We start from the raw sequence: 3,402 nt of genomic DNA on the forward strand, positions 1-3,402 counted from the left end.
TACGGCCACCCGGCGCCGGGCCAGCCGTACCCGCCCCAGCAAGGCCAGACCCCGCCGCCCGCCGCGCCCCCGCAGCAGTAACGGGAGCAGATTCAGGGGCAGATCTGAACAACGCAAAGGCCCGTACCGTCCTCGTCCTCGACGGTACGGGCCTTTGCGTATGGGGCTACTCCCCGTCGTACGCCGCGATCAGCTCACGGCACTTCTTCACGTCCTCCGCCATCGCCACGAGCAGCGCCTCCAGCGACTCGAACTTCGCCTGTCCCCGCACGAACGCGAGGAAGTCGACGGCCACATGGAGCCCGTACAGATCGAGGCCGACGCGGTCGATCGCGTACGCCTCGACCGTGCGCTCGGTGCCGTCGAACTGCGGGTTCGTGCCGACGGAGATCGCGGCCGGCATGGCCTCGCCGTCGACGTGCAGCCAGCCGGCGTACACACCGTCGGCGGGGATCGCGGTGTGCGGGAGGGTCTCGACGTTGGCCGTGGGGAAGCCCAGCTCACGGCCGCGCTGGGCGCCGCGTACGACGACACCCTCGACACGGTGGGGGCGCCCGAGGATCTCGCGTGCGCCCTCGACGTCGCCCTCGGCGATCAGCCGCCGGGTCAGTGTGGAGGAGAAGGGCTCGCCGCCGCCCGCCTCACCGCTGACGTACAGGTCGACGACCTCGACGTCGAAGTCGTACGTCTTGCCCTGCTCGGCGAGGAACAGCACATCCCCGGCGGCCTTGTGGCCGAAGCGGAAGTTGGGGCCCTCGACAACGGCCTTGGCGTGCAGCTTGTCGACCAGGACCTTGACCACGAAGTCGGCCGGGGACAGCCGGGAGAACTCCGTCGTGAAGGGCAGGACCAGCACCGCGTCCACACCCAGATCGGCCATCAGTTCGGCGCGGCGGTGGTGCGGGGCGAGCAGCGGCGGGTGCGTGCCGGGGCGCACCACCTCGCTGGGGTGCGGGTCGAAGGTGACGACGACGGAGGGAACGCCCAGCTCGCGGGCGCGTTCCACGGCGTGCCGGAGGATGAGCTGGTGCCCGCGGTGCACCCCGTCGTAGGAACCGATGGTGACGACGCTGCGCCCCCAGTCCTCGGGGATGTCCTCCAAGCCACGCCAGCGCTGCACTGTGACCGCTCCTCGTCGAACCTGTGTCCGTGGTTGCCTCTATGCAGGTCTAAGGGTGCCATGCCCACGGGCGTCGGCCCGCATCGGCATCCGGCCTGTGACCGGGAGCACGGTCGAGGCGCCCCTCTCAGGCGGGCACCCGCACTCCCGGTTCGCCCGCCAGGTTCTCGATCATCCGGCGGGTGCTCGGCCCCACCACCGCGGACCATTCCTGCGGTGTGCCGTTGAGCCAGCTCGCCACCAGCTCCGCGAAGCCGGGGATGTGACGGGCGAGGTCGACGAGCGCCCAGTCGAAACGGGTCGCCCCTTCGGGCGTACGGACGAGGAGTCGGCCGACCCGGTGCACCAGCTCCCTGGTGTCCGCGGCGTCCGCCCGGGTGCCGTGGCCGGTGGGGACGCGGGAGGCGGCCACGGCCCGCAGCAGCGCGTCCAGGACGGACGGGTCACGCTCGGTCGCCATCAGCAGGTCGAGGAACTCGCGGCGCAGCGGCCCGGACACGGCGGTTCCCGGCTCGGCGAACACGGCCGCGAGGGCCGCCCGCACCTGGACGGGCCCTTCGACGATGAGCCCGCTGATCAGCGGAAACAGTACGGCGCGGGTCCCCGGACCGTGCTCCAGCCGCCGCTCGACGTACGCGGCGGCATGCTCGGCCGTCTCCGGGCGCAGCTCCACGATCTCCCGTACGAGGCCGCTGACGCGCCGGGCGAGCGCGGGGGTGGTGATCTCGGCGAGGGTGCGCAGGGAATCGCCGTCGGCGCCTGGTTCCCGCAGTCGGGTGCGGAAGGCGTCCAGCACGGGGTCGGGGTGGCTGGGCAGGGCGGCGACCAGCGCACTGGCGGGCAGCTGCGGGTCGTCGGCCGCGAACCGCGCCAGCGCCCGTGGGAGGTATCGGTCCCTGGTCCCCGGGTCGCGGACGAGCAGCGCGAGCGCTCCGCCGTGCAGGGTGAGGTCGGCGGGGCGGGCCAGCAGGGTGAGGGCCGCGTGGCGGAGCAGTTCGCGGTCGGCGTCCGTGCGTGTGTGGGGCGCCGTGCGCAGCGCGTACGCCAGGGCCGCCACCCGTCGCGCCGGACGCTCGTCGTGCGCCCACCGGTCCACGGCCCGGCACACGGCCGACGGCTCCTCCTCGGCCAGTACGGTGAGCAGCTCGTCCGCGCGTCGGTGCGCGCTGTCGACCAGTGTTTCCGTCAGGTCGTCCAGGGCGCCGCTCCGGTGGGTGTGCAGCAGCGCCTGCGCGGCCGTGGCCACGGTCGCGTCGGGCGTGGCCACCAGTGGGGTGTCGTCGTGGAACCAGCGGGTCAGATGCGGGGGCACGCCGGTCGGGTCGGCGGCGAGGAGACGGGAGACCGTGTCCAGGTAGCGCGGGCCCTCGCCGGTGGCCGGGTCGGCGACGACGAGGCGTCGCAGAAGGTCGAACCGTTCCGGCTGGGGCAGCGGCAGCGCCTCCCAGAAGCCGGGCCCGAACTCCTCCGGTACGCACCGGCCCTGGGTCCGCCAGGCCCCGATCCGCTCGGCGAGGAACCGCAGGACCCTGGTGTACGGCGTCGCGTCGGGCACCCTCAGCAGGACGTCGGCGAGGAGGTGGGTGGCCCACCAGGTCGGGTCGTCGGGTGCCGTACGGCCCGGCGGGAGCAGCGCGTCCAGGGCGTCCAGCAACTCCTCCAGCCGCCCGGCGAGTTCGGTCGGCCCCTGCTGACGGCCGAGCAGCAGCAGTGCGTGGACGACGGGGCCGATGCGGTGGCGGGGCACCGGGAGGTTGCGCGTGGCCCGGCGTGCCTGGCGCCGCACGCGGGCCTCGGACGGCACGGCGCCCCAGCCGCGGCGGGCCTCGGCCTGCGCGATCCAGCCCCGGTGCACCAGCGCGTGCAGGGCGGCGTCGAGGTCCAGGTGGGTGCCCTGGATCCAGTCGGCCAGCTCCTCGTGCGCGAAACGGTAGCCCTCGCCCGCCGGGACGAGCAGCCCCTCGGTGAGCACGGCCGAGGCCCAGCCGGTGGTACCGCCGAGCCGCTCTCCCGGCACCGGCCCCCAGGGGAACACCGCCTCGAAGGCCGCCCGGTCCAGCTCGCCCTGCCCGGGCCCGAGACACCGGCGCGCCGCCTCGTGCACCTGCCCGGAGACCTGCGCCGCGAGCCGCCGTACGGCGGTCCCCCGCATCCCGTTCGCCGCGGCCAGCCGTACGGCGATGCGCAGACACATGAGGTCGAGATAGGCGCCGAGCACGTCGTCCCGATCCGGCACCCGCCCCGGCTGCTCCCCGTCCCGGCCGCAACGCCTCGCTGCCCGC

At 74.2% G+C, this 3,402-nt stretch carries 1 protein-coding gene and 1 pseudogene; both read right to left on the bottom strand.

Features of this window, described 5'->3' with window-relative positions:
* Nucleotides 1-166: 166 nt before the first annotated feature.
* Nucleotides 167-1,120 (bottom strand): bifunctional riboflavin kinase/FAD synthetase, encoded by a 954-nt coding sequence (locus tag AOK15_RS37720; RefSeq protein ID WP_055523271.1) that lies wholly within the window; start codon nucleotides 1,118-1,120, stop codon nucleotides 167-169.
* Nucleotides 1,121-1,247: 127 nt separating this feature from the next.
* Nucleotides 1,248-3,402 (bottom strand): annotated as a pseudogene (locus tag AOK15_RS37725) (serine protease); the annotation flags it as partial.

Source organism: Streptomyces ossamyceticus (assembly GCF_001418475.1).
Lineage (GTDB): Bacteria > Actinomycetota > Actinomycetes > Streptomycetales > Streptomycetaceae > Streptomyces > Streptomyces ossamyceticus.